Source organism: Streptomyces xiamenensis (genome assembly GCF_000993785.3).
In the GTDB taxonomy this organism is placed as follows: Bacteria; Actinomycetota; Actinomycetes; order Streptomycetales; family Streptomycetaceae; genus Streptomyces; species Streptomyces xiamenensis.
In genome coordinates, this window is record NZ_CP009922.3 from 3,043,501 (window position 1) to 3,068,090 (window position 24,590).

The window sequence follows — 24,590 nt, forward strand, 5'->3', positions numbered from 1 at the left end:
ATGGGGCTATCTTCCTCTGCACATGTCCCACGGCGGACGAGGAAGCCCTCCATGGCCACGGCACGGCGTCAGCCCCGGCCCACGATCGGGCTCGTCACGGCCAACATCCACCTGGGCGTCGGCGCCACCTTGTGGTCCGGCGTCCTGGAGGCGGCCGAGCGCAACGATGTCAACGTCCTGTGTTTCCCCGGGGGTGCCCTCCGCCCGGAGGGCGCGGACGGCGCCGCCCGCAACGCCCTCTACCGGCTGATCTCCCCCGAGCACCTCGATGGCGCGATCTGCTGGACCTCCACCCTCGGCCTGCCCGCCCCCGGCACCGCCCCCGCCGCCCGGCTCACCGAACGCCTCGCCGCCCTCCCCGCCGTCGTCAGCCTCAACCGCGCTCTGGAGGACCACGAGACGCTGCTGCTGGACAGCAACACCGGCATGCGCCGCGCGGTCGGCCACCTCACGGGGGAGCACGGCCGCCGCCGGCTCGCCTGCCTGCGCGGACCGCTCGCCAACCCGGTCTCCGTGGACCGCTTCCGCGCCTATACGGACGCCCTCGCCCGTCACCACATCCCGTACGACCGCGCCCTGGTAGCCGCCTCCGTCGACTTCGCGCCGGGCGCGGGCGCCGCCGCGATGCGCGTCCTGCTCGATGTACGCGGACTGCGCCCGGGACGCGACTTCGACGCCGTCATCGCGTGCAGCGACGCACTCGCCGCCGACGCGCTGCGCTTCCTCACCCACCGGGGCATCCGGGTCCCCGAGGACGTGGCGCTGATCAGCTTCAACGACTCCGTCGAGGCGCGGATCAGCGACCCGCCCCTCACCTCCGTCGCGCTGCCCTTCGGCGAACTCGGCGCGCTGGCCGTGGACACCCTGCTCGCCCGGCTGCGCGGCACCGCGCCGCCCACCCGCCGCGCGGTGCCCGGCACCCTGGTGATCCGCAGGTCCTGCGGGTGTCACTCGCCGCTGGTGAGCCAGGGTGAACCGCGGGCCGACGGAGGCCCCTTCACCGGCGGCCCGGGCGATGACCCGGGGGAAGGTCCGGTGGAGGACCCCGCGCTGCCGCGCGCCCTGGCCGAGCTGGCCCCGGCACTGCGGGAGGAGGCGGGCGGTACGGCGTTCCTGGCCGGTCTGGAGCGGCTGATCGGCAGCCGGATCCACAGCTACGAGCAGGCCGCCGTCTGGGACCGGGCGCTGCTGGCGATGCGCGCGAGGGGCCCGATGCCGGGTGACGGGCGCCGTGAACGCCTGCTGGGACAGGCCCGCCTCATGGTGGCCGACAAGGCGCGGCGGCTGCTGGAGTACGAACGCTGGACGAAGGAGCAGGAGGCCCGGCGGCTCCAGGAACTCGCCACCGCGCTCACCACCGTCACCGACACCGCCGCGCTGACCGCAGCCCTGGAGCGGCAGTTGCCGCCGCTGGGCGTCCCCGGGGCCGAGTTGCTGCTGGGCGGGACTCCGGAACTGGCTTCCCTTGAGCGGGCGTTACCCGCCGCGCAGCGGTGGACGGCCGTCCTCGAACCACTGCACATCGGCGCCGAGCACCTCGGTTTCGCCCTGTTCACCGCCGGGCCGCGCCGCGTCGCCGCCCGGCACGGCGGGCTGCTCCGGGCGCTGGGCGACCAGATCAGCGCGGCGCTGAAGGGTGTGCGGCTGTTCGAGGAGGTGCGCCGGGCGCGGGATGCCGCCGAGCGGGCCAGCCGCGGCAAGACCCGGCTGCTGGACGACGCCACCGATGAACTGCGCACCCCCGTCGAGGCGATCCTGCGGCACCTCCGGCCGGGCGACCCGGGGTACGCGGATGCCGCACGGCTGTTGCTGCTGATCGATGACCTGCTGGATCTGTCACGTTCGGAGATCGACGCGCTCGATCTCGATCGGCAACTGATCGACCCCCGGCCGCTCCTGATCGAGATGTACGGTGCCGGGTGCGCCGTCCTCCCCCGCCGGCTGCCGGCCATCGCCGCCGACCCGGCCAGGCTGCGGCAGATCCTCGGCAATCTGCGCCGCGCGGCCGCGGGCCCCGGCAGCCGGCTGACCGCCGATGTCCGGCCCCCGTTCCTCGTCCTGCGGCTCACCGCCCCCGCCCTGCGGCTCGCGCCGGGCGAGACGGACCAGCTCTTCCAGCCGTTCGCCACCGGGGAGCCCGGCTCCCGTCTCGGCCTGGCCATCGCCCGCCGGCTCGCCGTGCTGCACGGCGGCGCGCTCGGCTTCGCCGACGGCGCCTTCGTCCTGCAACTCCCGCTGCCCGCCCCGCAGCCGGACTTCGTCCGGGGAGCGCCTCCGGCCGACCGGGCCGCGGGTCCGGGCCGCACCCTGCTGATCGCCACCTCCACCGCGCCGCCCCCCGAACTCACCGCGCTGGCCCGCCGCCACGGTCTGCTGCCGCACCGCCTGCACCCCGACGACGACCTGGCCACCCTCACCGCGGCCCCCGGGCCCGCCGCCATCGCCTGGGACACCGCGCACGCCCGGCCCCAGGAGTGGTCGATGATCCGCCGGCTGCACGATCACCCGGCGCTGCGGCACACCCCGTTCCTGCTGTACGGGGGCTCCGGCTCCGCCGCGTACGGCCGTCCGGATCTGCACAGCGCTCTCACCGCGCTGCGCCCTCCGGGGCTCACGCTCCCCGCGCTCATCGCGACGGCCTCGCCGTCCGTGCGCGAGGAGCTGCGCCGGCTGGCGACGGCCGTCCTGCCGGGCCGTACGGTACGGGCCGCCGCCGACGGCACCACGGCGCTCGCGCTGCTCGCCGAGGAGGCCGGGCAGCCGCCCGTGCTGCTGATCACCGATCGCGTGCTGCCCGACATGGACGGCTTCGACCTGGTCGACCAGGCCCGCGAACTGACCGGCGCACCCGCGGCGACGCCCGTACTGATGCTGAGCGACGACGGGTTCACGGCGGTGGACGTCCGGCGCGCCGAGCCGCATCCCGGCCTGGTGCTGCTGGGGCGGGAGGTGCTCACCGGGCCGGAGACGGTGGCGCTGCTGACGGCGATGACCCAGCGCACGGAGCCTGCGCCCGCGCCGGTGCGCGCGGCGCTCGCCTATCTGGAGGCGCACTACCGGGAGCGCATCACCCGCTGGCAGGTGGCGCAGGCGGCCGGCATGAGCGAGGACCATCTGGGGCGGCTGTTCCACCGCGAGATCGGGCTGACCCTGTGGGACTACCTGACCCGGCTGCGCATCCGCCGGGCCAGGACGCGGCTGCGGAACAGCGACGACAACATCCAGACCATCGCCCGCGCGGTCGGCTTCCACGACCGCGCCTACTTCACCCGGGTCTTCCGCCGCCACACCGGCCACACCCCGCACGCCTACCGGGACGGCGGCCGGGAAGCGGGCGGCTGAGCCCCCGGCCCCGACGCCCGACGCCCTGGGCCCGGGCCCGGTCCCACCACCGCCACCCGACCGCGCCGAGGCGAGGCAAGAGTGGTGAACGAAATGTTCAACTCAATTCGTTGACAATAATGCGTTCAGGGGCGCAGCATGGAGGCATGACGGAGAACGACCCCTTCACACCCCCCGACGCCGGCGCCGCCCGCGCCCAGCGCGTCTACACCGCCCTGTTCCGGATCGCCGAGCGGCACGCCGCCGACGCGGAGCAGCGCGCGCGGCAGACCCACCCGCACGTGCTGGCCCCGCACGAGGCGGTCCGGCTGGTGTCCTTCCTGCTCAGCGGCGCCGCGCTCCCCGTCGAAGGGGAGCCGGAGGTGGACCGGGCCGACATCACCGCCGCGCTCACCCTGGTGCCCCGCGCCCGCGCCGAACTGGACGAGGTGGAGGCCGGGCTGATCGAGATGGCCCGGGGGCGCGGGCTCACCTGGCAGGAGATCGCCTTCGGCCTGGGCCTGGGCACCCCGCAGGCCGCCCGCCAGCGGCACGCCCGGCTGACCGAGCGGCTGCCGGAGGACGAGGGCGACGCGGCGGCCCCGGCCTGAGACGGGCCCGGCCCCGCGCCGGGGCGCGGGGCCGGGGGCTCAGGCTTCCCGCAGGAGATCCGCCGCCGCGAGTGAGCCGGGCGCCCGCCCCTCGCGCGCGAAGAGGTTCGCGGTGCGCTGGAGCACCTCGTTCACCGGGGTGTCCACCCCGTGCAGCCGTCCCAGCTGCACGATCTCGCCGTTCAGGTAGTCGGCCTCGATCGATCCCGCGCCACGCCGCAGACTCTGCCAGGACGAGCCGTGCGCCGGGTCGCCGCCCGGCACCGGGCGCAGCCGCATCCGCTCCCCGCGCAGCGCCGCCTGCTCCGCCTCGCTCGCGTACCCGATGCCCGCGGCCTCCAGCACCGCGACACCCTCCGCCCGCGCCCGGGCCGCCAGTTCGGCCGCGTCCGGCTCACTCGCCGAACCGGTCACCGCCTCCACCGCGTTCGCCAGGTTCGACAGCAGCTTCGCGTACTTCCAGCGCATCACGTCGGGCGCCACCGGGGCCAGGAAGTACGCCTTGTCCAGGTCGGCCGCGATCCGTGCCGCCACCTCGTCCGTACCGCCGGGGAAGCGGCCGATGTGCAGCATGCCGGTGAGTGGCGCGCACGGCGCGGTGATGATGCCGGGGGCCAGGAACTGCGCGGGCAGCCACACGCACACCCCGTACACGCGCCGGAAACGGCGCAGCGCCAGCCGCTCGTTCACCACCCCGTTCTGCGCGCACAGCAGGGGCAGCAGCTCGCCGGCGGTGCCGCCGCCCTCGACCGGCCGGCCGGCCCAGGCGTCCAGCGCGGCCACGCTGTCCTGGGTCTTGACGGCCAGCACGAGGACATCGTCCGGGCGCAGGCTGACGGCCTCGGGCCGGTCGGCCGCGGGTATGGGCAGGGTGAGGGAGGCGTCGGGGGTACGCAGTCGCAGGCCGCCGTCGCGCAACTGGGCGTAGTGCGCGCCGCGCGCCACGAGAACGACCTCGTGACCCGCTTCGTGCAACCGCCCGCCGATGGCTCCGCCGACCGCTCCCGCTCCGATGATGATGTAGCGCATAACCGCCATCATCACCCGGGCGTCGCCGGATCGGCGCAGGTACGGTTGCGCGGCACGCCCGCCGGCCGCAGCGTGGAGGCGTGCCCCTCCACCGTGTGACCCAGGAGCGTACGGACCAGGCCGACGATCTGTACGCGCTGCCCGGCAGCGGCCGGGCCCTGCCGCGCTACACCCTCCCCGAGGGGCCGATGCCGGCCCGCGAGGCGTACCAGCTGATCCGTGACGAGCTGGCCCTGGACGGCAACTCCCGGCAGAACCTGGCCACCTTCTGCACCACCTGGTCCGAGCCGGAGATCCGGGCGCTGATGACGGAGACCCTCGACAAGAACATGGTGGACAAGGACGAGTACCCGCAGACCGCCGAACTGGAGTCGCGCTGCGTCCACATCCTCGCCGCGCTGTGGCACGCGCCGCACGGCGAGGCGGCCGTGGGCTGCTCCACCACCGGGTCGAGCGAGGCGGCGATGCTCGGCGGGCTCGCCCTGCACCGCCGCTGGCGGGCGCGGCGCGAGGCGGCCGGGCTGCCCGCCGACCGCCCCAACCTGGTGTGCGGCCCGGTGCAGGTGTGCTGGGAGAAGTTCGCCCGCTACTTCGACATCGAGCTGCGGCAGATGCCGCTGCTGCCCGGCCGCACGACCGCCGATCCGGCGCAGCTGGCCCGGTACTGCGACGAGCGCACCATCGGCGTGGTCGCCACCCTCGGGGTGACCTTCACCGGCGCGTACGAGCCGGTCGAGGACATCGCCGCGGCGCTGGACGCGCTGGCCGCCCGCACCGGGGTCGACATCCCGATCCATGTGGACGCGGCGAGCGGCGGCTTCGTAGCCCCGTTCCTCCAGCCCGGCCTGAAGTGGGACTTCCGGGTGCCCCGGGTGAAGTCCGTCAACTGCTCGGGGCACAAGTTCGGGCTCGCGCCGCTGGGCGTGGGCTGGGTGGTGTGGCGGGACGCCGCCGAACTGCCCGCCGAACTCGTCTTCCACGTGGACTACCTGGGCGGGGACATGCCCACCTTCGCGCTCAACTTCTCCCGCCCCGGCGGGGAGATCGTCGCGCAGTACTACAACCTGCTGCGGCTGGGCCGGGCCGGCTACCAGGCCGTGCAGCGCGCCTGCGCCGACACGGCGGTGGCGCTGGCCGACTCCCTCGCCGCCCTCGGACCGTTCCGGGTGCTGCACGACGGCCGCGCCGGGCTGCCGGTGGTCTGCTGGACGCTGGCGCCGGACCACAGCACCTGGACCCTGTACGACCTGGCCGAACGGCTGAGGCTGCGCGGCTGGCAGGTGCCCACCTATCCGCTGCCGGCCGACCGGCAGGAGACCGTGGTGCAGCGGGTGGTGGTCCGGCACGGGGTGAGCCGCGATCTGGTGCAGCTGCTGCTGGAGGACATGCGCGGGGCGCTGGCCGAGCTGGGCCGCCATCCGGCGGCCACAGCAGAGCAGCGCCCCGCGTTCCATCACTGAGCGGGCGGGCCCGCCCGCCGCGCCGTCACCAGTGGACGATGACCTTGTCGCCCTCGCGCACGTCGTCGAAGAGCGCGGCGATGGCCGCCTCGTCACGGACGTTCACACAGCCGTAGGAACCGCCGTTGTAGCCGTTGGCGGCGAAGTTCTCCGAGTAGTGCACGGCCTGGCCGCCGTCGAAGAACAGCGCGTACGGCATCGGGGAGTCGTACAGCGTGGAGTGGTGGTTGCGGGACTTCCAGTAGACGTCGAACTCGCCCTCACGGGTGGGGTACTCCTCGGTACCGAAACGCACGTCCATCGTCGTCTGCACCGTGCCGTCGATCACCCACGACAGCGTGTTGGTGGTCTTGGAGATGCACAGCGCGCGCCCGGTCATGCAGCGCTCGTCGAGGTTGGCGGGGGTCTCGACCTCCGGCACCTCGATCGGCGGGAACATGTCGTCCCGGGCCGGCTCGCTGGTCTGCTCCTTCAGCGCGGACCAGGTCGTCTCGTCCACCTGGCCGGTCGCCTCGATGCCGGCCGACTGCTGGAAGGCGCGGACGGCGGCCGAGGTGACGTCGCCGTAGTAGCCGGTGGGCTTCTCGTCGAAGTGGCCGAGCTGGATGAGCCGCGCCTGGAGCTCGCGCACCGTGTCGGTGTTGTCGCCGTAGCCCATGACCAACTGCGGCGGGTACAGCTCCTGCTGGCTGGGCTCGGTGCTCAGCTCGGTGATCGCCGACCAGGTGCTCTCGAAGACGGTGCCCGAGACCTCCAGGTCCTGCGCCTCCTGGAAACCGGCGACCGCGCCGACGGTGACATCGCCGTAGTAGCCGGTGGGGTCGGCGGCGAAGTGGTCCAGCTGGGCGAGCCGCGCCTGCAACTCCCGCACCTGGTCCGACTCGTCGCCGAAGTCGAGCACGACCTCCTCGGCGGGCTCCGTCTCCTCCTCCGGCTCCTCGTCGGCCGGCTTGTCGTCCACCTGGTCGGCCTCGGGGGCCGAGTCGGCGGGCGGCGGAGCCGCGTCGTCCGAAGTGCCCTGGGCACCGCATCCGGTCAGCAGCAGAGCCGTCGCGGCGAGTGCCGCGACGGCGACGGACGATCTGTGCATGAGCGCGGAGCGCACCATGTCCCCCTGAAGGTTTCGTAGGTCTCAGTAGTAAAGATGCGCTAACCGGCCGTTCCGTTGCCGACCAGGCCATAACGATGGGGTATCGGAGGTGTGTCGGATGTGCCCGTGCGCCGGTCGCGCGCCCCGGGGGCGCGTGCGTGGGTGCGTGCGGCCGGTTCCGTCCCGCTATCGGCGCGCCATTCACCCGCTGTTTTCGCGGGCCGTCCCGGTCCGCCGACCGGCGTAGCCGATGGGGCATGCCGAAGTCGGTCTGTCTTCGCGCGTCACGGCTGGGCAGGATGGGCGGGTCTATTGTCTTCCGCAGGGTGAGGCGACGGTATGGGAAACAGGGCAGCGGCCTTTTTCGATGTCGACGAGACAGTCATCAGGACCAAGAGCATGTTCGCTTTTCTTCGATTCTGGATGGCCGCCAACGGCGATTCGGGCGATGCGTACGAGAAGACGATGGCGGAGATCAGGGAACTCGCCGGGAAAGTCGACCGCAGTGAAGTGAACCGCGCCTACTACCGGCTGTTCGCGGGAATTTCGCTGGACGAACTCACCCGCGCCGGGCAGGAGTGGTACGCGGCCTACCGGGTCACCCCCGACGCGTTCGTGCCGGCCGTCACGGCGGAGTTGTCCCGGCACCGAGCCCAGGGTTCCACCATCGCTTTGGTATCGGGTTCCTTCCGCCCCGTACTGGGGCCGCTGGCCGAGGAGTACGGGGCCGACCCGCTGCTGTGCACCGAGCCGGTCACGGACGCGGCCGGGCGGCTCACCGGCGAAGTGGTGCGGCCGATGATCGGCCCCGCGAAGGGGGAGGCGGTGGCTGCCGCCATCGCCTCACTCGGCCTGGCGGCGGCCGACTGCCACGCCTACGGCGACCACCTGTCCGACCTGGGCATGCTGCGGCAGGTCGGTCATCCGCACGTGGTGGCCGGCGGTGATCCGGCGCTGCTGGCGCACGCGCGCGAGCACGGCTGGACGGTGCTCCCCGACGGCCCCGCGGCCCGCCCCGCCACCCATTCCGTACCGCATTAATTCTCCATCGGTTTCCCTGGTGCCCGGCAGGTGAACGCCGTGTTATTTCCCGGGCGTTACGGATTCTTTGACTTCTCCGACTTCTTCGGAACAATGCCCGGTGACCCACGTCACATCCGAACTCCTGACCGGTTCCCGGGCAATCCTTGGAGTAACCTTGAAGGGTTGACCGCAGGTCCTGCGAGAACAACTCAAACGGACGGGGAGAAGCCGTGTTGGGTGCAAGGGGAAGTCAGAACGAGAATCACCGAGAACCTGAAATCAACGCCCGTAGAGTCGTGATCGGCATCGGCAGCGGACTGCTCCGTTACGGCGTCGAGCGCATGCTTCAGCTGCCGCCCGGAGTGGAGGTGCGGGCCGTCGCCGGTCTCGGCGGCGCCCTCGCCGCCGGACTCGGCGCGGGCGATGTGCTGATCGCCCTGCTCGGTGAGGTCGAGGAGTCCTCGGCGGCCGAGTTACGGCAGCGTGAGGAGCGCGGCGCGAAGATCATGCTGCTCATCGACGATGACGGCCTGGTGGAACTGCCCAAGGTGACAGGATTGCGAGCGGGATTCATGAAGATCGGCAACGTGAACGAGACCACCCTCAACAGGGGCCTGGCCGCCGTCGCCCAGGGCAAGGTCGCCATCCCGCCCGAACTCGCCCACGATCTGCTGGTCCTGGCCACCCAGCGTCATGAACCGGCCCGCTCCCAGCTGCGGCTCACCCCGCGCGAGCAGCAGGCGCTGGTCCTCATGGTGGACGGCATGAGCAACAAGCAGATCGGGCGCCGGCTCCAGATATCGGAGCACGGCGCCAAGCGGCTGGTCGCCAACATCCTGGCCAAGATGGACTGCAACAACCGCACCCTCGCCGTGTCCAGAGCGCTCAGAGAGGGGCTGTACGAGAGATACGCGCGCGCCACGTGAGGGCGAGCGGTGGCCGGACGGGCGCGACGAAGGCGACGCGCCGGCCCCTCACTCCAGCGGTACCGCGTGCAGGGTGGCGTCGCCCCAGGTGGCAGTGGCCAGCACGCCCGCCACGTCCACTCCGAGGGCGACCGGGGAGTTCAGCCCGCCGAGCACCGCCTCGGTACTGCCGTCCGGGTCCACCCGCTTGATCTCGCCGGCCGCGCGGTCCACCGCGAACAGCTCGTCGTTCCCGGTCACCACCAGGCCGACGCCGAGGCCGTCGAAGTCCGTGGAGAACGTCTCGACCGTCCCGTCCGGCGTGACCCGGGACAGCTCGCCGCCCACGTAGTTCGACACGAAGATCTCACCGCCGGCGTTCGCGGCCACCCCGACCGGGGTGTGCAGACCCCGCGCGATCACCTCGGCGCCGCCGTCCGGCGCCACCCGCACGATCTCGTCGCTGGCCCGGTTGGTCACCAGCAGGTTCCCGTCCGGGTCGAAATTGATGCCGGTGGGGGTGTGGAACCCGGAGGCGAACTCGCTCACCTCGCCGGGCGCGCTCACCCGCACGATCACGTCCCGGGTGTAGTCGGCGACATAGAGGTCGCCCTCCGCGTCCACGGCCAGTCCGGCGGGGGAGCCGAGGTCCTCGGCGTAGGTCGTACGGGTGCCGTCCGCGGCGATGCGCTCGACCGTGCCCGCCGACCAGTTGGACACGTACACCGAGCCGTCGGGCCCGAAGGCGATCCCGGTCGGCGAGGAGAAGCCGTCCGCGCCGTGCCAGGCGTCGGCCCCGGCCGCCACCGCGTCCGTGTCCTCGTCGGTGTCCGGTCCGGGGTCGCCGGTGGCGGGCGGGGACGAGACGGACGTTCCGCCGGTGGCGGTGTCACCGTCCGCCGCGTCTCCGCCGCCGGCGCACGCCGTCGCGCAGGTCACCAGCAGGCCGGCCATGACAAGTCGCGGCAATAAGGGACGCATGACCACCTCGTGGCAGAAAGGAAAGGGGGCGGGAAACCCCGGTGGGTAAACAACATACAAAGTGGAGTGCACTCCAGCGCAAGGGCGAACGGACCACGCTGTCCGTGAACGCCCCGGGGCCCGTACCGGTTTCGTATACGGAACGGTCAGGACGGCCCGGTCAGCCGCGCGCGGCGGCTGGGGTCGACGCCTTTTCCAGCACCAGCCGCAGCAGCCCGGAAACCGTCAGCTCGGCGGAGAGTTCCTCCTCGTCGACGGGGGTTTCGAACTCCTTCTCCAGCGCGGTCGCCAACTCCACGATGGTGAGGGAGTCGAAGGCCAGATCGTCCAGCGTCGGGTCCCGATCGAGGGCCGCCGCGTCGACTTCGAAATTTTCTCTGAGGATTCCCGTAACCTTCGCCCGCACGTCCGCTTCCATTCCATTCGCCTCTCTCGTGTCCCGCATGTCCTGAACTCCCTCTCCGCTCATTCGTGTTCAGCCCGCGACCGGCGCGACGTCCGGCCAGCGCAGTACCGTCGATCCCCAGGTGAGCCCGCCGCCGAAGGCCGTCAGCAGCACCCGGTGCCCGGGCCGCAGCCCGCCGCCGAGCGCCGCGTCGGCCAGCGCCAGCGGGATGGAGGCGGCCGAGGTGTTGCCCACCCGCTCGATCTGCGAGACCACCCGCCCGGCCGGCACCCCGAGTTCGGCCGCGACCGCGTCGAGGATCCGCTGGTTGGCCTGGTGCGCCACCACCCGGTCCACATCCGCGACCGTCCACCCGGTCCGCTCCAGCACCGCACGCGAGGAGGCCGCCATCTGCGCGACCGCCCGCCGGAAGACCTTCTTGCCCTGCATCCGGAAGTACCGGTCACCGCCCACCGGCTGGCGCGAACCGCCCCCCGGCACCGTGATCAGATCGGCGAACGCGCCGTCGCTGCCCAGGTCGAAGGGGCCCAGCGCGCCCACCTCGGACGCCTGACCCGCCCGCAGCACCACCGCGCCCGCCCCGTCCCCGAACACCGCGCGGGTGGTGCGGTCCGCCGGATCCAGGATCGTCGAGTAGGTGTCGGCGCCGATCAGCAGCACCCGCCGCGCCGAGCCGCTGGCGATCAGCCCGGACGCCACCGCGAGCCCGTACACGAACCCGCTGCACACGGCCGCCACATCGAAGGCGGGCACCGTGCCGAGCCCCAGCCGGCTGGCCACCTCGGGGGCGGTGGCCGGGCACGGCCGGTCCGGGGTGGTGGTGGCCACCAGCACGGCGTCCGCCTCGGCCGCGCCGGCCGACTTCAGCGCCCGGCTGCCGGCCTCCACCGCCAGGTCGGAGGTCGCCGTCCCCGGCGCGCTCACATGCCGGCTGCCTATTCCCGTACGGGTGCGTATCCAGGCGTCGCTGGTATCGAGTTCACCCGCCAGCTCCTCATTCGTGACGATCCTGGGCGGCAACCACGAACCGATTCCGGCCAGCACCGCCGCCCGTGCTCCTAATTCCATTTCGGGTCATCTCCTCCAGAGAATCCGGAGGCCCATGGAAGCGCGGAGAACAAAGCGGCGTCAACGCGCAGAGCGGTGACACCGGCAGTGGATATCGGGGGGCCTGCCCGAAGGGCTACCCCACTCTTCCCGATTGTGGCCGCAGATTCTGGAAACGAGGATGATCCGCGGGCTTCCCGCATCGATGTTACATCTCTATTTCCAGGAGAGGAACGGGAAATGAGCACGCATGTCATGGTGGTTGCGGATCGCTTCAGCGGATTCGCGGGACCTGGCGTGGTCCGCACCGTCTCCGCCCTCGCGGCCGATATCGGCGCCGGCCGGTACGACACGGAAAACGGCGACCCGGAAAGCGGCGAGGCAGACGGCGGCGTCCGGCTCCACGAGGGCCAGGGCGTGGGCCGCTTCGAACGCGCCTATCTGCAGGCCGCGATCGACCGGCGCGGTCTCGCCGACCGCATCCGGTTCGCCGACCCCGGCCTCGAACCGGTCGGGCGCGACATCGTTCACAAGCGCAGCGCCGACAACGTCCTGCTGGCCGGCCTGCGGCGCACCGGCGACCGCACGTACACGGCCGGCATCCGGGTGCACGGCGACAACGAACTGCTCCTGGACCACCAGACCGGCGAACACGTCCAGGGCATGGTCATCGTGGAGGCCGCCCGCCAGCTGTTCCTCGGCGTCTTCGAGCACGGCTACCGCGACCGCTGGCCGCTGACCAGCTTCTACATCGTCTGGAACTCGGTCCGGCTGGACTTCGCCGGCTTCCTCTTCCCGCTGCCCGCCCAGATCAGCGGCACCGTCCGCGAGATCTCCCTCGAACGCCCCCGCCAGCAGCTGGAATTCGCGCTGCACACCGAGCTGAGCCAGGGCGGCCGGCCGGTCGCCGCCGGGGAGATCGGATTCTCCGCGCTGCCCACCGACCGGATCGCGGCCATCGAACGCCGCAAAGCCGCCCGCGCGGTGAGCGGCGTGCTCGCCACCGTCGCCGCCTGACGCCCCGACACCCCTACCCCCACCCCCACCCCCACCCCATCACCCGCCCCGACCACGGAGGAGACCCCCGTGTCCGCACCGCTGCTGCTCGTCACCGAAGTCCCGGTCCTCACCGACGCCGTCGACAAGGCCGCCGAGACCTGGAGCGCCCACCCCACCGCCCCCGGCTCCGCCCTCTTCCGCTCCCTGGACGGCGAAGGGCTGCTGGTGGAGCTGACCCCGCTCACCGGCACCGACGACATCGCGGAGCACGCCGACGCCCACCGCGCCGCGGCCGACGCGCTCGCCCCGCTGCTGGCCGGCGACTTCCGCCGCCAGGTCGTCGCGTTCGTCGAGGCGCCCAAGGACACCGACGACCCGCTGCCCGCCACCCCGTACCTCCAGCTGCGGCACGTCGAGGTCAAGCCGCCCGTGTACGACGGCTACCGCGCCTGGCGCGAGCGCACGATCTTCGAGGTGGTGCGCGAGCACGCCGAGGTCGAGGTCTTCCTCGCCTACCACTCGCTGCTGTCCACCGAGCCCGGCGTGCTGTTCGTCTCCGGCTTCTCCGTCGAACCCGACACCTACCAGGCGGTGTTCACCTCCCCCGCGTACCAGGAGATCGTCCGCCAGGCCGGCGACACCTACATCACCGACCGGGGCCTGTACACCCGGATCTACGCCCGCGTCACGGCCTGAGCAGGGAAGCGAGCAGCCACATGAGCGACATCGCAGTGATCTCGGGCGCCACCGGCGGCATCGGCGGCGCGATCGCCGAACGCCTGGTGCGCGACGGTGCCACCGTCATCCTCCTCGGCCGCGACGCCGCCCGCCTGGAGGCCACCCGCAAACGGCTGGAGGCCGGCGTCCCGGTCGTCCTCGACATCAACGACCCCGACTCCGTGACGGACGGCATCCGCACCGTCCTGGAACGGTTCGGCCGCATCGACGTGCTCGTCAACGCCGCCGGGGACGGGCCGGTCGCCCCGCTCCTGGAGACCACCGACGCCCTGTGGGACGCAACGATCGGCGGCAAGCTGCTCGGCGCGGTCCGCCTCACCCGCACCGTCGCCCGCGCCATGGTCGAACGGGGCAGCGGCCGGATCGTGTTCATCAATGGCTCCTTCCGCCGCGAGCCCGACCCGCTGTTCGTCATCAACGGCACCGTCAACGCCGGGCTGGGCGCCTTCGCCAAGGCCATCTCCCGCGATCTGGGCGCCCACGGGCTGCGCGTCAACACCGTGGACCCCGGCGCCACCGACACCCCGCTGTGGTCGCGCACCCTGGAGGACCTGGCCCGCCGCTTCGGCGGCACCGCGCGGGAGACCGGCGCCGACTTCGCCGCCAAGACCCCCTACGGACGGCTGCCCACCCCCGAGGACGTCGCGCAGGCGGTGGCGTTCCTGCTCTCCCCGGCCGCCGCGCAGATCAACGGCGCGTCGATCACCGTCGACGGCGGCGCCTCGGTGGCGGTGTGATGACGGCGCTCGCGCCCCCGGCCGCGCCGGCCACCGCGCTGCGCGCCCCGCTCACCGCGGCGGCGGCCACCTGCTGCGCCGTGTCCACCGTGTATCTGACCCAGCCGGTCTTCCCCGAGATCGCCGCCTCCCTGGACACCGGCGCGCAGAGCGTACGGCTGGCGTTCACCGTCACCACCCTCGCCTACGCGCTGGCGTTCTTCCTCTTCGGGCCGCTGACCGACCGGGTCCGCACCACCGTGCTCGGCGGCTCGGGCGCGGTCGCCGTCGCCCTTCTGCTCCCGGCCGCCGCCGCCGCGCCGAACCTGCCGCTGTTCGCGGCGCTGCTGACGCTGGCGGGCATCGCGGCGGCCGCGGTGCCCGCGGCGATGATCGCGCTGATGCCCAGGATCGCGCCGCCGGGACAGACCGGGCTGTACTTCGGGCTGATCATCGGCGCGACCGTCGCGGGGATCACCCTGGGCCGTTCCTTCACCGGTCTGGTCGCGGGCTGGGCGGGCTGGCGGGAGGCGCTGCTGCTGCTGGCCCTGCTGAACCTCGCCGCCGCGTTCGCGGTGACCCGCCTCCCGGCACCACCCGCACCTTCGGCGGCGGCGCCGAACTCCCCGGGACTGGCCCAGGCGTACCGGGCGGCGGCCCGCATGACGGCGCACCCGCCGGTGCTGCGCCCGCTGGCCATCGGCTCGCTGCTGTTCTTCGGCTACCTGGGCGTCATCACGTTCCTCACCTACCGGCTGCGCGGCGAGCCCTTCGGCTACGGCGCGGGCGCGATCGGCGCGGTCAGCCTCGCCGGACTGATCGGCGTCGCCGGCGCGCCGCTGGCCGGCCGCCTGAGCGGCCGGATCGGCGCCCGCCGCATGGTGCTGCTCGGCCTCGCCCTGGTGGCGGCGGGCATCGGCGCGCTGGGCGTGGCCACCGGCCCCGTGCTGCTGACGGCGGGCGTACTCCTCGTCTTCCTCGGGGTGTTCTCCTGCCAGCCGGCCGTCCTGGTGCTGCTGGCACGGGCCGCCCCGCCGGAGCGGGCGGGCGCCGCGTCCTCGCTCTACCTGCTCGTGTGCCTGCTGGCCGGCTCGCTGTCCAGTGCGGCGCTCGGCCCGGTGTGGTCGGCGGGCGGCTGGGCCGCGGTGACCGGCACCGGGGCGGCGGCCGTCGCCGCAGCGCTGGCCCTGGCCTTCCTCGGCTTCCCGCGAACGGAGGAGACCCCCCGATGAGTACGCGCCTGTCCCGCACCTACGCACTGGACCTCACCACCCAGGGGCCGCCCTACCCACCGAGCGAGATCATGAACGAGGACGGCGACTTCGTGGTCCTCGGCATGCTCAACCACGCCTCGGGGGAGCGCTCGTGGGGCGCGGCGATCGTCAGCGCCGCCAGCGAACTCCCGCCGTTCGGCGAGCAGGTGCCGTACACCATCGTCCGCGAACTGGCGCCGGACGGCGCCGGCGACGAGGACATGGTGCTGTACACCCTGCCGCTCCCGCTGCCGTGCACCAACTACCCCATGGTCTTCGCCCCCGAGCAGCGCCCGGAGGCCGGGCGCGAGGTACGGCCCAGCTATCCGCTGCACCGCGCGCCGATCCCGGATCTGCGGCCGGAGGACGGCCCGAAGGTCACCGAACCGATCACTTACGGCCAATGGTTACGGGCCCGGGGCGAGCTGGAGGTGACCCAGTCAGCCGACCGGCGCAGCGCCGACTTTCGTATGCGATGCGAAGGGCTGATCCCCAACAGCCTGTACACGGTGATGTCGCTGCGCGCCCACGACCTCGACCCGGCGGGACCCACCCGGCCCGGACCGCTCGGCGTCCCCAACGTCTTCGTGACGGACGCCAAGGGCGCTGCCGACTACGGCGCGACCCTGCCGAACCCGTTCCCGGCGGACCCGGGCGGCAACCGGATCGTCAACGTCATCGTGCTGTGGATGAGCTATCAGACCAGCTACGGCGGCGCGATCGGCTGGTACGGCCTGGGCGGCGACATCCACGCCCAGCTGAAACTCAAATCCCTCGCATTTCACGAGTTCGCCACACAACCCTAGGAGCGATTCATGCCCTTTATCACGGTGACAACCTGGCCGAATCAGACCGATGAGAAATGCCAGGAGCTGATCGAGGAGATCACCAAGGCCACCCATGCCGTGACCGGCGCACCCCTGGACAAGATCGCCGTCGTCATCCAGGAGATTCCGCAGAATCGCTGGGGCGAGGGTGGGATCATGGCCACCCACCCGGAATTCCCCGAACTCAGCCGGCGGCGGGGCTGACCGTACGCCGTACAAGGAGCGACCGACCATGGCAGCGAACGACCGCGACCGCTTCGGCGAGGGCCTGACCATCCTGCGGGAACTGGCGGGCGAGGAACATCCGTCGGTGCTCGACAGCTTCTCCGATGTGGCCCCGGACCTGGGCAGATTCACGGTCGAATTCCCGTACGGCGACATCTACGCGCGGCAGGCGCTCACCCTGCGGCAGCGCCAACTGGCCACCATCGGCGCCCTGACGGCGCTGGGCCACGCGCTGCCGCAGTTGCGCTTCCACATCAACGGCGCGCTGAACGTGGGCTGCACCCGCCGCGAGATCACCGAAGCCATCATGCACGTGGTGATCTACGCGGGCTTCCCGGCGACCATCAACGCGCTCACGGTGGCCAAGGACGTCTTCGAGGCCGCCGGACAGGAGCGGGGGAACGAGGACGGGAACACCGCGCGGAACGCGGAGCGGAACGCGGAGGAAACCGCTGGCGAGGAATCCGGGGAATCCCGCTACGACCGCGGCTGGCGGGCCCTGAGCGATATCGACGGAGAGGCGGGCGAAGCGGTCATCAAGAGCCTCGCGGACATCGCCCCCGATCTCGCCCGCTACATCATCGAATTCTCCTTCGGCGACATCTACGTGCGCCCCGGACTCGATCTGCACGCGCGGGAAATCGTGACCATCGCCGCCTGCACCGCCCTGGGAACGGCCCGCCCCCAGCTGAAAGTCCATGTGCACGGACTGCTGAATGTGGGCGGCAGCAAGGAGGAAGTCGTGGAAACCATTCTCCAGATGGCCGTCTACGCCGGATTCCCCGCCGCCATCAACGGCATCACGGCGGCCCGCGAGGTCTTCACCGAACGCGCCGCCTCCTGACCACCGCCCCGCCGGCCCTCCCGCGACGGTGCCCCGGGAGGGCCGGCGGGGCGCGGGTGCCGCAGTCGTGATCACGGACGTCGCCGGCGTCCCGGACACGCTCTTCTCCCGCCCGCCCGAGTCCCCCGCGCCGGACCTGGACCCGGGCCCGGCGCGAGGCCGGGCCCGGGTCCGCCGCCGGTGCAGCCGGGGTGCCGGCGCCGGCGTGGCGCCGCGTCAGAACAGCGCGGACACCAGCGTGCGCAGCCCCGCACCGGCCGGTGTCACCGTGCCGGTCGCCGCCGCGGACGCGGTGTGGCCCTCGTGCGCGCTGTGGTCGGTGTGCTCGGCGTGCCCGCTGTGGGACGCCGTGGCCGCCGCCTCGACGGTGTCGGCCAGCTCGTTGACCTCCTCCGCGCTCAGCGTCTCCCCGTCACCCATGGTGACCTGGCCGTTGCCGCCGTCGAAGACGACGTCGGAGCAGGAGTAGAAGTTCTCCTGGCTGTCGGAACGGATCCAGTGCACGTACAGCATGTGTGTGCCGGTCCGCTGCGGCAGCTGGACGTTCCAGTAGTAGTGGCCGTTGTCGGAGCCGACGCTGCCGCGCTGCGGCGGGTTGGTCACCGAGTTGATCTGTTCCAGGTCACCCCAGCCCAGGGCGCCGCCGTTCCAGCCCTGCTTGGTGATGTACACGTTGAACTGGCCGGGGTGGTGCGCCCAGTTGCTGTGCCGCAGCTCGATGTTCTGGCCCGAGGTGAGGTGCGTGATGGGCCAGTCGCTGCGGACCGCGTCGTAGGAGGAGAAGTTGAACGGGCCCCGGTTGCCGCCGCTGCACAGCTGCCCGTCCGGGATGTAACCGCTGGTACGGCCGGCCCCGTTGGAGTCCAGGACGGCGAACCAGTTGTAGAGCGGGCCGGTGCCGGTCGCCTGCACCGCCGCCGCGCAGGCGGGGTTGGTCGGCATCTGGGTGCTCGAGTTGCGCTGCAGGTCCAGGTAGCACAGGTAGGTCCGCGCGCCCGGCAGCATGGTCGCGCCGTGCGCGGAGGCGGGGGAGGGGATCAGTGCGGCCACGAGGCCGAGGACCGCGGCGCCGAGTACGGCCAGCAGCCGGGCCTTGCGCGTGGTGGGGGGATGAGTGCTCACGGTTCTCCTTGTAAGGGGATGGACCGTGACAGGCATGCGGCAGCGCCGGCCCTGTAGGTCGTACGGGCCGGCGGTACCGACGGCCCGTCGCCGGTACTTCAGTCCGTGCATGGGAGCGCTCCCGCACAACAAAATAGCGCCCTGTGGCCCTTTCCAGAACCCCCTCCGCACGCGCCGGGGCCGACAACTCCTCGCGCAGGACGCCGATGCCGGGTGGGACGGCGGCGGCCGGGCCGCGCAGGACGCGGCCGACGATCACGGTGACCAGCGAGGGCCCGGTCGCGCGGACCACCGGGGCCGGTGATGAGCGGCCCCGGGTCGGCCCCGGCGGGGCGCGCCGCACGGTTACGGTGATCACGCGTGGACGAACCCCAGGAACCGGAACCCCCGACCAGGAGACAGGCAGCCACTCATGACGACCGTCGACATCCCCACCCCGGACGGCATCGCCGACGCGTACCTCGCCCACCCCGCCGACGACCGCCCGCACCCGGCCGTCCTCATGTACATGGACGCCTTCGGCGTCCGCCCGCCCCTGAAGGCCATGGCCGACCGCCTCGCCGCGGCCGGCTACACGGTGCTGCTGCCCAACGTCCTGTACCGCGAGGGCCGCGCTCCCGTCCTCGACCTGCCCGCGTTCATCGGCCCCGCCGAGCGGCCCGCGCTCTTCGACCGCCTGCGTCCCGCCCTGCGCGCCCTCACCCCCGAGGCCGCCCGGCGCGACGCCGCCGCCTACCTCGACTGGCTGGCCGCCTCACCGCTCACCACCACGGGCCCCGTCGGGATCACCGGCTACTGCATGGGCGCCGCGCTCGCGCTGCGCACCGCCGGTACGTACCCGGACCGGGTCGCCGCCGCCGCCGGTTTCCACGGCGCGCGGCTGGCCACCGACGCGCCGGACAGCCCGCATCTGCTCGCCGGCCGTGTGCGGGCCGAGCTGTACCTCGGCCACGCCGACCAGGACACGAGCAACCCGCCCGAGCAGATCGACCGCCTGGAGGAGGCCCTCACCTCGGCGGGGGTACGGCACCGGTCCGAGGTCTACACCGGCGCCCGGCACGGCTTCACCCAGTCCGACACCGCCGCGTACAGCGCCGAGGCCGACGCACGCCACTGGCGGGCCCTGCTCGATCTCCTCGGCCGCACCCTCACCCCCTGAACCGGGGGAGCGGCGCTACGAACGCCGGCGGGGCCGCCCGCGCCGCGCCCCGCCCTTGCCGCCGGACGAGGACGAGGACGGGGAGGCGGACGCCCGCCGTTCGGCCCTCGCCTTCGCCTTCGCCCTGGCCTTCACCTTCGGCGCCGGCTCGGCCTGCTGCCGCCCGCGCGAACTGTTCACGGTCCGCCCCCGGACGATCCCGATGAACTCCTCGACCAGCTCACCCGGCTCCCCGTCCGCCCGCCAGGCGAGCCCCACCCGCGAGGCGGGCGCGTCCGTGACCGGCCGGTAGGTGAGGTCCTTGCGGTGGTACAGGCGGGCCAGCGACTGCGGTACGACCAGCACGCCCACCCCGGCCGCGACCAGCTCGATCGCGTCTTCCGTGGTGGCGGGCCGCTCCACCGCGGGCCGTCCCGGCAGCCGCTCCCACTCCAGGGTGTCGTCCAGCGGGTGGAACACCACGTCATCGGCGAGATCCGCGACCGTCACCTCGTCGGCCGCCACCACCACATGGTCCTTCGGGACGACGACCACGGTGGTCTCCGTGTAGAGGGGGATCACATCCAGCCCCTCGCGGTCCTGCGACATCCGCAGCAGCGCCGCGTCGGCCCGGCCCTCCCGCAGGGCATTGGGGGCCGGGGCCGCCGCCGTCGCGTCGAGCACGAGCGGGACGCCGGGCAGCCGCTCGTTCCAGATCCGCACCCACTTGCCGGGCGTCACACCCGGTACGTAAGCGAGCCGGAACGTAGGGGCAGCGTCCGCGTCCGAGTCCGTCACAACATCAGGCTATCCGGTCATGGTCGGAGGTATCGCGCGCGCTCGCTACGCTTGGGCCCATGAGCTCGAACCGGACCGACCAGACGATGAAGCCCGCCACGGCGGCGAAGAAGCTGGGTGTGTACCTCCCCGCGACCCCCGCCGAGTTCCAGGAGGGCGTCGTCACCCGCAGCGAACTGAACGCGCTGCAGGCCGATCCGCCCCAGTGGCTCCAGACCCTGCGCGCCGAGGGGCCCCACCCCCGGCCCGTGGTGGCCGCCAAGCTGGGCATCTCCATCGCGGGCCTGGCCCGTGGCGGGGTGACCGACCCCCTGACCACGGCGCAGATCGAGGCGCTGAAGACCGACCTCCCCGACTGGCTCCAGCAGGAACGTGCCACCCAGGCCGATGTCCGCAAGGAAGCCGTCCGCGTCAAGGAGAAGCAGGAGCAGCAGGAACGGGAACAGCAGGAGAAGCGCGACAAGCCCACCCGCCCCTCCCGCCCCACCCGCACCACCGCGCCGCGCCGCCGTTCCTGAAGGCTCCTCCGCGGTCACCCTTAGGTGGTGACCGCGGAACCGGCGAATCCGGCGATCACCTTCCGCAGGGGGTCCACCGCGTCCTGCGGGGCGACGCGGGTGTCGATCCCCAGCACCTCGATACGGCCCAGGTGGCCGCGCGGGCCCTCGATCCGCAGGACGTGATGGTCGGGGCCGGCCGGTGAGGGATACACGATCAAGGCGAGGGGATTCTCCGCCCCGGTGTATCCGGCGATGTACGTCAGCAACTGGTGACGGTCGGTCGAGGAGACATCCTCCTCCCCGTACCTCTTGTATTTCGCGTCGATGGCAAGGAAACGTGTCGCGGTGGAAGTGCCCGAGCCCTGAGGGAAGGCCAGCAATACGTCGGGGCGAAACAACGGCGTGTTCTTGGCCTTGCGCATGCCCAGGGTACGGATGTGGCCTTCTCCATGAAGGGTGCCCCTGCCGCCCATCCCGGAAGCCGCCTCCACGGCCATCCGGCGGACGACTCGCTCCCAGAGGACGTTCAGGTTGAGCAGCAGATTCTTCGCCCCGAAGCCGTAGGGCTCCAGCAAGTCGGTGGCACCTCCCCCACCGAGGACCATCCGAGCCCAGGCATGTGCGGCGCGGTAGTGATCATTGAGCCGGTTGTACCGCGCCCTGGCGAGGAGGGGCAATGCGTCCAGCGGCTGCCGCGGGGAAGGGAAATGGGCTGATACCTCGTGCAGCAGTCGCGCTTGCCCCGAGTCGGTGGACCGGCTGGCTGCCACGGTCAGCGCCGCCCCGCACACCAGGTTCTCCCAGCCACCGTCCTCGTATTCGAAGGTCTGCAGATGGAGCTGGTCCACCGCGCCGAAGCGCCGTGTCGCCTGTGCCTCCACATCGAGCCGCCCGCGCAGAGTCGTGTCCACACGGTGCCGCCGCACGTACTCCCTGCGCAGGCCGCGCCGGAGCAGCAGACGGCATTCGTGCAGAAGAGCAGCGGGCACCAGTCCGGCATAGCCGTCCCGGCCGAGTGGCCAGTTCCGCAGCGACTCGTCCGGCTCCCGCTGGTTGTCCGCGTAGCAGAGCCAGTCGATCAGCCGGTTTCCCGCGATCGGGAGCTTGGGCCTGATCACCAGCCGTATCCGGCTGAGCTGGAGGACACCCGTCAGGGCCTGCGCCCGGATGTCGTAGCCGGCTCGCCGGTCGGTGAGAGTGACGGGCTTCATCGCGCGCAGAGTGTCGAGGTCGCCGGCGGACAGTCGGTCGTGCGGGATGGTGACGGACGAGTGCTCGGTGAGCGTCACCTCGTGTGGGACGGGACCCCGGGTCACCCTCCATCGCCGTTCGCGCGGGTCTCGGAGACCACGAATTCGTCGGCCAGCAGACCTGGCAGGTCCCGCGGATTGCTCTGGATGACTCGGCCGGTCTTGCCGTCCACCAGCGAGCCCAGCACACTGCGCAGCAGGTTCGGCTGACCCAGGCAGTAATCGGCCACCAGGGGGACGATCTCGTGATGAAAGGAGTGGTAGAGCTGTTCGGCGGTGCCGAACGGGCGGTCCTCCGCGAGCAGATAGGCCTGGCCGAGCAGGTGGTCCGGCCCGAAGGAGGCGTCGAGTTTGGAGTTCAGGCCCTCGAGGAATTCGGCCAGTCCGAGTCCCTCGACCTCGCCGTCCAGGGCGTCCAGGTCCGGCGGCACATCGACGAAGGCGAACCTGCGCCGGATCGCGGCATCGATGTGCCCGACACTGCGATCGGCGGAGTTCATCGTGCCGATGATGCGGATATTCGAGGGGACGGTCTGCTGCCGTCCGCTGGTGGGCAGCGTCACCGAGAGGGATCCGCGCTTGTCCAGCTCCAGCAGGGTGATCAACTCGCCAAGGATCCTTGGCAGGTCCCCCCGGTTGATTTCGTCCACGACGATCAGGAAGGTCTCGTTCGGTGACGCCTCGGCCGCAGCACACACCCGGCGGAACAGCCCGTCCGTCATCGTCAGGTTGAGCCCTGCCCCATCCGCCGCCGCACGGGGTTTGAAGCCTTCGACGAAGTCTTCGTAGCCGTAGGACGGGTGAAAGGTCACGGTGGTGAGGCGGGCCGCCCCGGAACCCGCGGGGACCCGGGACAGCTCGGCCAGCGCTGCCGCACGGCGCTCCGGTGGGGCGTCGATCAGATCTGCGTGGCCGGCCATCGCGAGAGCCACGCTGAGGGCCAGCCGGGTCTTGCCGGTGCCGGGAGGGCCCTGCAGCACGACTTGCCCCTTACGCGTGAGCAGGTCCCACACCTTGCCCACGGAGCCGGGAAGTTCTCCTTCGGCCGGCACCTCGACCGTCGGGCCGGAGAGGGTTGCTCTGCGGCCCTCCCGGATGTGCTGCCAGAGTGTGGCGGGGACCTTGGCGAGCGTCGGCTGCCAGGCATGCCGTGGCGAGTCGAACTGCTGGGCAAAGGTGGTGTCCCATTCCACCGCCACGGTGTGCTGGTACTTCTCAAGGTGTGGGCTGTAGGAGTATCCGTCGGTGACGGTTCCCACCCCCAGCACCTCCGACTTGCCCCGGTTGGCGACGATCAGGTCGCCGCGCTCCAGGTCGCGGAAGGCGAGCATCTGCCGGGCCAGACGGAGATTGCCTCCGGTGCTGCCCGGCCAGTACTGGTCAAGTGCGTCCTTGAGCTCCTGGTCACTCTCGAACTGAGCAAGGCTGCCGACCTCGTCCCAGCCGATTCGGATCCAGCCGTGGGTGAGGCAGTCCTCCCACAGAGAGGCGCGTTCACCCGGCGCGACCTTCCAGATGGCGCGGTCCTTCGGCCGCGGATCGTGAAAGGCGTAAAGGAACTCCGTCACTTCGTGCGGACGCCAGCCTTCGAACTGGGGCGTTCGCCGGACGAGGTTCAGGAGTTCGCGATTCGCGCGCCAGGCGCGGACGCCTGAGGAGTACGAGTGGGGCCGGCCGCCGAGGAGTGCCGTGAAGTGCCTGATGTGTGAGGCGGAGAACACCGGCAGGAAGGCTTCGGGAAAGTAGATCGCCAACGTCTTGGTGGCCAGTGCCTGCCCGTAGGACAGCAACTCGAGCTCATCGAGGCGCTCGTACGCTCCTTCTCCCGCTGCCGAGAACGCCGCCAGAAAGTCCTCACGTACCCGCTCCCAGGCTTCGTGCACGTCCAGCCTCCGCAGAGTGCTGGGGACGATCCGCCACTCACCGGACCGGTGCTGGTAGACGATGTGTTTGGCGGCGCTGCCGCCGCGGATGCTTCCGAAGGCGTTGGTGCCGTACTCCAGCAGGCGGCAGAAGGAGGGCCGTGCGTTGGACCGGGTGGACGGGCCCAGGGCATACCGCTCCAGCGAAAGCCCGGGCCAGCCCTCCAGCGGGAAGGCGTCCAGGACGCCCTTCCGTTCCTCCTCTGCCCGTTCGGCCGTCTTCCGGGCAGCCGCCCGGTCGAAGCGCGCGAGGCGATCGGTGAAACCGTCCTGGAACTCCCCACCCTGAATCATGCGGACATTCTTTCTCACGGACACGCACAGCGCAGGGTTTCTGCTGATGCCATCCCGCCGCTGCCCTGCCGGAACGTCCCGTTGTTTCCGG

At 71.9% G+C, this 24,590-nt stretch carries 23 protein-coding genes; 14 read left to right on the forward strand and 9 right to left on the reverse strand.

What is annotated here, in order from left to right; all coding sequences use genetic code 11:
* Window positions 1-51 precede the first annotated feature (51 nt).
* Both SXIM_RS13935 and SXIM_RS13940 read left to right on the forward strand, forming a co-directional pair.
* Window positions 52-3,342 carry a substrate-binding domain-containing protein gene (locus tag SXIM_RS13935; RefSeq protein WP_046724206.1) on the forward strand — a complete coding sequence of 1,097 codons (3,291 nt, stop codon included), beginning with the start codon at window positions 52-54 and terminating at the stop codon, window positions 3,340-3,342.
* A 146-nt stretch (window positions 3,343-3,488) separates the two neighbouring features.
* On the forward strand, window positions 3,489-3,932 hold the full coding sequence (locus SXIM_RS13940; RefSeq protein ID WP_046724207.1) for a hypothetical protein: 444 nt from the start codon (window positions 3,489-3,491) through the stop codon (window positions 3,930-3,932).
* Between the two features lie 39 nt (window positions 3,933-3,971).
* Here the strand turns inward: SXIM_RS13940 and SXIM_RS13945 are convergent, their stop codons facing one another.
* Window positions 3,972-4,961, reverse strand: coding sequence for a ketopantoate reductase family protein (locus SXIM_RS13945; protein WP_030732921.1), 990 nt, complete (start codon window positions 4,959-4,961; stop codon window positions 3,972-3,974).
* Window positions 4,962-5,041: 80 nt separating this feature from the next.
* Between SXIM_RS13945 and gad the strand changes: the two genes are divergently transcribed.
* On the forward strand, window positions 5,042-6,421 hold the full coding sequence (gene gad / locus SXIM_RS13950; protein WP_046724208.1) for a glutamate decarboxylase: 1,380 nt from the start codon (window positions 5,042-5,044) through the stop codon (window positions 6,419-6,421).
* A gap of 25 nt (window positions 6,422-6,446) precedes the next feature.
* Here gad and SXIM_RS13955 read toward each other — a convergent pair whose 3' ends face one another.
* The gene (locus tag SXIM_RS13955) at window positions 6,447-7,511 is read right to left on the reverse strand and encodes a L,D-transpeptidase family protein (RefSeq protein ID WP_168222769.1); all 1,065 of its coding nucleotides are present in this window, start codon (window positions 7,509-7,511) and stop codon (window positions 6,447-6,449) included.
* 339 nt (window positions 7,512-7,850) lie between these two features.
* Here SXIM_RS13955 and SXIM_RS13960 point away from each other — a divergent pair, with 339 nt between their 5' ends.
* Both SXIM_RS13960 and SXIM_RS13965 read left to right on the forward strand, forming a co-directional pair.
* Window positions 7,851-8,552 (forward strand): HAD family hydrolase, encoded by a 702-nt coding sequence (locus SXIM_RS13960; RefSeq protein ID WP_046724209.1) that lies wholly within the window; start codon window positions 7,851-7,853, stop codon window positions 8,550-8,552.
* Window positions 8,553-8,830: 278 nt separating this feature from the next.
* A complete protein-coding gene (locus tag SXIM_RS13965; RefSeq protein ID WP_052385270.1) occupies window positions 8,831-9,460 on the forward strand; it encodes a helix-turn-helix transcriptional regulator in 630 nt (209 codons plus the stop codon).
* A 48-nt stretch (window positions 9,461-9,508) separates the two neighbouring features.
* On the opposite strand, the gene SXIM_RS13970 is transcribed toward SXIM_RS13965, so the two are convergent.
* From SXIM_RS13970 to SXIM_RS13980, 3 genes are all read right to left on the reverse strand, one after another.
* Window positions 9,509-10,420 carry an NHL repeat-containing protein gene (locus SXIM_RS13970; RefSeq protein WP_148236113.1) on the reverse strand — a complete coding sequence of 304 codons (912 nt, stop codon included), beginning with the start codon at window positions 10,418-10,420 and terminating at the stop codon, window positions 9,509-9,511.
* Between the two features lie 160 nt (window positions 10,421-10,580).
* Window positions 10,581-10,865, reverse strand: a complete 285-nt coding sequence (locus SXIM_RS13975) for an acyl carrier protein (protein WP_046724211.1) — start codon at window positions 10,863-10,865, stop codon at window positions 10,581-10,583.
* A gap of 30 nt (window positions 10,866-10,895) precedes the next feature.
* On the reverse strand, window positions 10,896-11,894 hold the full coding sequence (locus SXIM_RS13980) for a beta-ketoacyl-ACP synthase III (protein WP_030732942.1): 999 nt from the start codon (window positions 11,892-11,894) through the stop codon (window positions 10,896-10,898).
* Window positions 11,895-12,113: 219 nt separating this feature from the next.
* On the opposite strand from SXIM_RS13980, the gene SXIM_RS13985 reads away from it, so the two are divergent.
* The 7 genes from SXIM_RS13985 (at window position 12,114) to SXIM_RS14015 (ending at window position 17,475) form a co-directional block, all read left to right on the forward strand.
* Window positions 12,114-12,890 (forward strand): AfsA-related hotdog domain-containing protein, encoded by a 777-nt coding sequence (locus SXIM_RS13985; RefSeq protein ID WP_043177584.1) that lies wholly within the window; start codon window positions 12,114-12,116, stop codon window positions 12,888-12,890.
* 69 nt (window positions 12,891-12,959) lie between these two features.
* A complete protein-coding gene (locus tag SXIM_RS13990) occupies window positions 12,960-13,568 on the forward strand; it encodes a hypothetical protein (protein WP_030732948.1) in 609 nt (202 codons plus the stop codon).
* 20 nt (window positions 13,569-13,588) lie between these two features.
* Window positions 13,589-14,347 carry an SDR family NAD(P)-dependent oxidoreductase gene (locus tag SXIM_RS13995; RefSeq protein ID WP_046724212.1) on the forward strand — a complete coding sequence of 253 codons (759 nt, stop codon included), beginning with the start codon at window positions 13,589-13,591 and terminating at the stop codon, window positions 14,345-14,347.
* Entirely contained in the window at window positions 14,347-15,558 is a 1,212-nt protein-coding gene (locus tag SXIM_RS14000) for an MFS transporter (protein WP_030732952.1), read from the forward strand. Before SXIM_RS13995 ends, SXIM_RS14000 begins: the two co-directional genes overlap by 1 nt.
* On the forward strand, window positions 15,555-16,385 hold the full coding sequence (locus SXIM_RS14005) for a hypothetical protein (protein ID WP_046724213.1): 831 nt from the start codon (window positions 15,555-15,557) through the stop codon (window positions 16,383-16,385). Before SXIM_RS14000 ends, SXIM_RS14005 begins: the two co-directional genes overlap by 4 nt.
* A gap of 9 nt (window positions 16,386-16,394) precedes the next feature.
* Window positions 16,395-16,610, forward strand: a complete 216-nt coding sequence (locus SXIM_RS14010; protein ID WP_030732957.1) for a tautomerase family protein — start codon at window positions 16,395-16,397, stop codon at window positions 16,608-16,610.
* 28 nt (window positions 16,611-16,638) lie between these two features.
* Window positions 16,639-17,475, forward strand: coding sequence for a carboxymuconolactone decarboxylase family protein (locus tag SXIM_RS14015; protein WP_046724214.1), 837 nt, complete (start codon window positions 16,639-16,641; stop codon window positions 17,473-17,475).
* A 216-nt stretch (window positions 17,476-17,691) separates the two neighbouring features.
* Here SXIM_RS14015 and SXIM_RS14020 read toward each other — a convergent pair whose 3' ends face one another.
* A complete protein-coding gene (locus SXIM_RS14020) occupies window positions 17,692-18,597 on the reverse strand; it encodes a lytic polysaccharide monooxygenase auxiliary activity family 9 protein (RefSeq protein WP_043177585.1) in 906 nt (301 codons plus the stop codon).
* 412 nt (window positions 18,598-19,009) lie between these two features.
* On the opposite strand from SXIM_RS14020, the gene SXIM_RS14025 reads away from it, so the two are divergent.
* Complete coding sequence (locus SXIM_RS14025; protein ID WP_046724215.1) at window positions 19,010-19,756, forward strand: dienelactone hydrolase family protein; 747 nt, start codon at window positions 19,010-19,012, stop codon at window positions 19,754-19,756.
* Window positions 19,757-19,771: 15 nt separating this feature from the next.
* On the opposite strand, the gene SXIM_RS14030 is transcribed toward SXIM_RS14025, so the two are convergent.
* A complete protein-coding gene (locus SXIM_RS14030; protein WP_375877990.1) occupies window positions 19,772-20,476 on the reverse strand; it encodes a LysR substrate-binding domain-containing protein in 705 nt (234 codons plus the stop codon).
* Between the two features lie 116 nt (window positions 20,477-20,592).
* Between SXIM_RS14030 and SXIM_RS14035 the strand changes: the two genes are divergently transcribed.
* Window positions 20,593-21,051, forward strand: coding sequence for a DUF5997 family protein (locus SXIM_RS14035; protein ID WP_046724218.1), 459 nt, complete (start codon window positions 20,593-20,595; stop codon window positions 21,049-21,051).
* Window positions 21,052-21,071: 20 nt separating this feature from the next.
* On the opposite strand, the gene SXIM_RS14040 is transcribed toward SXIM_RS14035, so the two are convergent.
* Window positions 21,072-22,349 carry a 5-methylcytosine restriction system specificity protein McrC gene (locus SXIM_RS14040; protein WP_046724220.1) on the reverse strand — a complete coding sequence of 426 codons (1,278 nt, stop codon included), beginning with the start codon at window positions 22,347-22,349 and terminating at the stop codon, window positions 21,072-21,074.
* On the reverse strand, window positions 22,346-24,499 hold the full coding sequence (locus tag SXIM_RS14045) for an AAA family ATPase (RefSeq protein ID WP_046724222.1): 2,154 nt from the start codon (window positions 24,497-24,499) through the stop codon (window positions 22,346-22,348). The genes SXIM_RS14040 and SXIM_RS14045 overlap by 4 nt, the downstream gene beginning before the upstream one ends.
* Window positions 24,500-24,590 lie beyond the last annotated feature (91 nt).